The sequence below is a fragment of the bacterium genome, assembly GCA_022616075.1.
Lineage (GTDB): Bacteria > Acidobacteriota > HRBIN11 > JAKEFK01 > JAKEFK01 > JAKEFK01.
In genome coordinates this window covers 1-4,782 of sequence record JAKEFK010000155.1, presented here as the reverse complement: position 1 = coordinate 4,782, position 4,782 = coordinate 1, and the positions used below count along the sequence as shown (strand labels likewise).

The 4,782-nt window shown below is 46.7% G+C and carries 4 protein-coding genes and 1 pseudogene; 3 read left to right on the top strand and 2 right to left on the bottom strand.

Translation table 11 applies throughout. The features are described 5' to 3' along the window. The coding region (locus tag L0156_12480) for a hypothetical protein (GenBank protein MCI0603816.1) at nucleotides 1-577 on the bottom strand (577 nt) is incomplete at its 3' end. Between the two features lie 156 nt (nucleotides 578-733). Here L0156_12480 and L0156_12475 point away from each other — a divergent pair. The 3 genes and pseudogenes from L0156_12475 to L0156_12465 all read left to right on the top strand — a co-directional run bounded on the left by L0156_12475 (nucleotide 734) and on the right by L0156_12465 (nucleotide 1,790). Beyond that, nucleotides 734-1,105: a DUF4143 domain-containing protein gene (locus tag L0156_12475; protein ID MCI0603815.1), complete on the top strand. Its 372-nt coding sequence runs from the start codon at nucleotides 734-736 to the stop codon at nucleotides 1,103-1,105. 267 nt (nucleotides 1,106-1,372) lie between these two features. Next, nucleotides 1,373-1,477, top strand: a pseudogene (locus tag L0156_12470) (type II toxin-antitoxin system RelE/ParE family toxin). Between the two features lie 28 nt (nucleotides 1,478-1,505). Next, entirely contained in the window at nucleotides 1,506-1,790 is a 285-nt protein-coding gene (locus L0156_12465; protein MCI0603814.1) for a helix-turn-helix domain-containing protein, read from the top strand. A gap of 703 nt (nucleotides 1,791-2,493) precedes the next feature. Here L0156_12465 and L0156_12460 read toward each other — a convergent pair. Continuing rightward, the coding region (locus tag L0156_12460; protein ID MCI0603813.1) for a hypothetical protein at nucleotides 2,494-4,782 on the bottom strand (2,289 nt) is incomplete at its 5' end.

The window sequence follows — 4,782 nt, the reverse complement described above, 5'->3', positions numbered from 1 at the left end:
GAAATTGCTCGCCGGTTCTTTGATTCACATTGTACCGAATGCATTCTGCCGGTTTGTTGCAGCCTTGTAGATCACATACTGCATTGTCAATTGTCACCGGACCGCCTTTAGTGTATATCCTGGAACGTGGGGTCAGCGCAAAAAAGATGAATGCACCGTACGCAATAGATAGTACCAATATCACTTTGACGAATTTTGATTTCTTGATTACAGACTCAGCGGAGGGGGCTTCTTCTTTGTTTTTAAGTTGGGTTTTCGAAAACTGTGGCGCTGTGTGGAGAGTTGATTCTTCGAAGGCCTCTTCAGATCGAATCAGTCTCCGCCGTAATTCCTCGAATTTCGGCTTCGCTTCAGGCGAGAACTGAACCTCAAAGGATTCCGCGGAGCTGCATAAATACATTTCGTACCCGCTGATTCTGCATTCTTTTACGTCACTATGGGGGATATTAAACCACTTACTGAAGATGCCGTGCGGTGACTTTCTGTGAACAATGATTCGATCTTGAGTCGATTCAAATGCTCCGTCGAAACGGAGGCCATCATGGATTTTGACAACAACAAACTCACGAATGTTCATAGAGAGCACGCAAGTATTTTAGAATCATGCGTCGATTTCGCTGGAAGCCTTCTTTAGTCGTCGGACTTCCTGCATAACTTCGAGCGGATTCCCTAGTTTCAGTTTATCATCCAACAGTAATATGCCGGCTACTTGTCAGTGGGTGAGGATGCCGGCGTGCCACCCAGAACTGTTCGGGAACATTTCCAGGTCCTGGAAGATACTTTGATCGGTTTCCAACTTGGAGCCTACAGAAAAAGTATCAAGAGAAAACCGGTCTCGACTGCCAAGTTTTATTTTTTCGATGTGGGGGTCGCGAACGCATTAATGAATAGGGGACAAATATATCCTGGTTCGGAACTATTCGGACGCGCACTCGAGCATCTGATTTTTCTGGAGATCAAAGCGTTTCTGGATTATCACCGAAGTGACAAAGCACTCACTTACTGGAGAACTGAATCAAAAATGGAAGTCGACTTCGTGATTGCCGATGAAGTCGGTGTGGAAGTGAAGGCGGGAGGCAGGGTTTCACGAAAGGATTCGAAGTGACTTCTTGCGCTATCCGAAGAAATTAAGCTGAAAAAGAAGCTCATCATCAGTACGGAATCGAATGAACGCATGACCTCCGAAGGAATTCGGGTTCTTCCCGTTGACGAGTTCCTCAAAGAACTGTGGCAAGGCAACGTAGTGACTAAATAAATTGCATCTAATCATGTGTATTCTATGAATCGGGAAACGCGTTCACTTTTGCCAGTCACTCATTGCGAGTTTCATGTTGAACTTGCCAGATATATAAAAATTTATATAATTCCTTAAGTGAAAAGGAAGCAGCTCAAGTTCGTGGGGACGAGTTTGGATGATCTGCGGAATTTTCCCGATGATACAAGGCGAGCTGCAGGGTTCGAGCTTGGCGCGGTTCAAAACGTTACAAGCTAATTGAAGGAGACACATGAGTGAGAAGGTGACCAATTCTGATGGAAATGTCTTTACTGACCTGGGATATTCGGCCGAGGAAGCTGCAATCCTTCAAATGCGTGCCGATCTCATGGCCAAGCTCCGGAAGTTTGTCAAAAACAAACGGTTCACGCAGGCGAAGGCGGCTGAGATCTTTGGGGTATCACAATCTAGAGTCTCGGATCTGATCAGGGGCAAATGGGAAAGATTTAGTCTCGAAATGCTGATTGCGCTTGCCACTAGAGCCGGCATGCGCGTTACAGTAAAAACGGCGGCATAGTTGACTAAAATCCAATTCCCCTCATGCAGGGGTAATCTAAAACAGAATAACTTTTGATGCGATTCACTCTCCTCCTGTACCCGATATACCGATTTGAGTACGACACTGCGTACAGATAAACTTTGTCGTCCAAAAAGCAAACAGAAATGTTTCCGGCGTGATTTTTTTCAACTCTCTTATAACAGCAGATCTGTTGTAGACAGTCCCGCATTGTGGACAGACAGGATCCGCTTCCATACCCGGCAAGTTCCCCAAATCTTTTTGCAATGGTAATCCCAGTTTCTGAACAAGAAACTGTTCATCAGGTTCTCGCGGTTCCTTCCGGAGCTTGCGAAGAGCGAATAAACCGACCAGGAGAAATATCAATCCCAGTACCAGAGTTGGGATCACAAGCTCGAAATCGCCATCGTTGATACCAGTAATTGCAAAGAGGACCGATAGAATAATCAGGAGAACGCCAGTGGTTTATCTTCAACCGCAGACCAGTAGAATCCGAAGAAGAAGATGGCAGTCATCAGAAATAGCAACAAGTCAGCTAGTTTTTGAGTAAACGTCGTCCCTTGTTCATTGATTAAAAATGCGATCGGGGCCACAATCAGGAAAAACGCACTTGGAAGGAGACAGCACCAAAAGGGGTTATCGTTTACGTCAACGTTTTTCTTCCAGATCATAACCTAAAAAGCGGTCGCGATTTCACCATTCACTATTCTGCACCTTTGAAACTCAAATTCCAATCCAGCTCCCACAATTGGATCTGTCCTGCTTCGGTTCCACAGACCAGATAACGACCTTCTTCTGTTAGATCAAAGCTGAGAGCGTGTGATAGATCATCTCCAATGATAGACGAATCTGCAATGATCTTGCCGTTCTCAAGATAGAAACGAACCCGTTTTTCGCTTGGAGGCGCTGATATTTCTTTGCCTGAATTCAGATCGATCCAGCCGCTCTCGAATTCCAGCAAAACTTGATCATCCGAGTAATGGATCTGATTCAGGATGCCTCTTTGCTTCGGGAGGGCAATGGTTTGATCCAGCTCTTCCATTTCGAGGTCCCAGATATAGATCATTTCTTCCTTATCTGAAGAGAATGCTTTCGTTCCATCACTCGACAAACAGAGAACGTCGAAAACGTTTTCCCTGCGGGAGCAATCGAAGTATGCCAGACATTTCTGCTCCAGGAGGTCCCAGGCGCGTAAATGATTTTGTGCGTCCACCGTTAACGCACGTGAAGATCGAGAAGCTTTCAGGATTTTCCTGATCGCTGAATGATGTCCTTTAAGAGTTACGGAATCTTTCCCTCTGTCTACATCCCAGAGCTGGAGTGCTCCCTGGGAAGTACCCGTGATCCAGCTCAGCCCGGGAAGGAATCGGACGGCTGTAACGGGAAGAAGATCCTTGCTTTGAAAAATCCGGCTACACCAGTAACCTGCTAGTGAAACCGGCGCTCCGTAGCTATGCAAAGCGCGGAACAGATCTGTGATTTCTTCATCGAATCTGTATTCCGGATAAGATGCCACAGCATTTCGAAGAAGCTCATGCGCCCCATTAAAATTTGCGTCCAACAGCAGTTTACGCGCGTGCTGCACAAGTTGTTTGAATTCTTTTTGGATCGCGATCAAGGTGACAGGGGATTTCGGTCTGCAGATTTCCCACCCCGCAGGCTTTCCCGCTTCCAGAAGTCTAAAAGATTTCAATCCGATGACTCTCGAGTGAGCAAACAGCGTTTCTCCATCATCGGAATACACAAGTTGCCCCTTATGTTTACGGTCCAGACCCGGAAAACTACGCAAGCAACGAAGAGTATCCAGATCGTAAATTCGGATGATGCCGCTTCGAATGCTGTGAGTTTCCTGTGACCAGCTTTCCTCCCAAATCGCAAGCAGCTTCCCCGACTTATGAAGAGCCGCATTTGTTGCAAACCCTGGATGAATTTCAAATTCCTTTATTTTTCTTCGAGAACCGCTTGTCTGCCACAAACTGATGCCACCATCTCTTCCGCACGCCACCAGCGTTTGTCCGTCCGGCGAAAAACAGGCAAAAAGAGCCCCGGAACTACTAATATTGTAGACATGTTCGCACCAGCCGCTGTCAGAGTTCCAGAGACGAGCAGTTCCATCGAGGCTTGCAGTCAGGATTCGCTTTTCGTTTTCATCCAGTGAAATCGACCGGATGTTATCAGAATGGCCAACGCATAAAGGGACCGGCTCGCTTTTTTGAGGAGGCCAGACAAAGGCTTTGTCACTGGATGCGTAAAGCACGCGCTGATCATTCAGGAGAACCGGCGGCAACAGCATGCTGATCCGAAGTTTTTTCGGAAGGGCTTCGCAGCGTCGTTTTCGTTGAGATGGAAGGTCCCATATGGAAAACCCTTCAAAGTCCGAAGTAAGGAAGTATTGCGAAGTTGCATCAAACGCTCCGTCATCATTGACGCGCAATGGACTTTCCGGTTCATCAGCAAAAAGCAGGTCTTTTTCACCGGGAACCAGTGAAAGAATCCGGAATTGCTGATAATCCGTCCGCAGGGCTACAAGCTTCTTTCTCAGATGCAAAGCCATCACAGAATGGAACCCGAAATCTCTTTCTTCGAAGACGTATCTTTCCTGATCCCCTTTTTTAAGCAATGCGGATAGTCGTTCCTTCTTCACGGTTCCGGGTTGAAGCGATTGAAGACGCGAAAGCACATCGAGATCCGTAATCTTTCCTTGATGCCATGCAAGCATGGAATGGTTAAACGTTCCTTCCGGATGATAGGGATCTGTCTTTAAAACGGATTCCAAAATCTCGAGCGTTTCAGGAACACGCCCGATATCCAGCAAGCTCATTGCGCGATTGTTCAGTGCGTCTGCCATGAGATCTGCTGGAGCCGGTTGTTCCCGATGGTATGCCTTGCTCGTGGTTTCGAAGTATCCCTTTAAAAGAATCTCAGCAACATCCGATAAAGTTCTCGGACGTTCCAGGGGATTGTTTTTTAAACATTGAAACAGCAGTTCAAT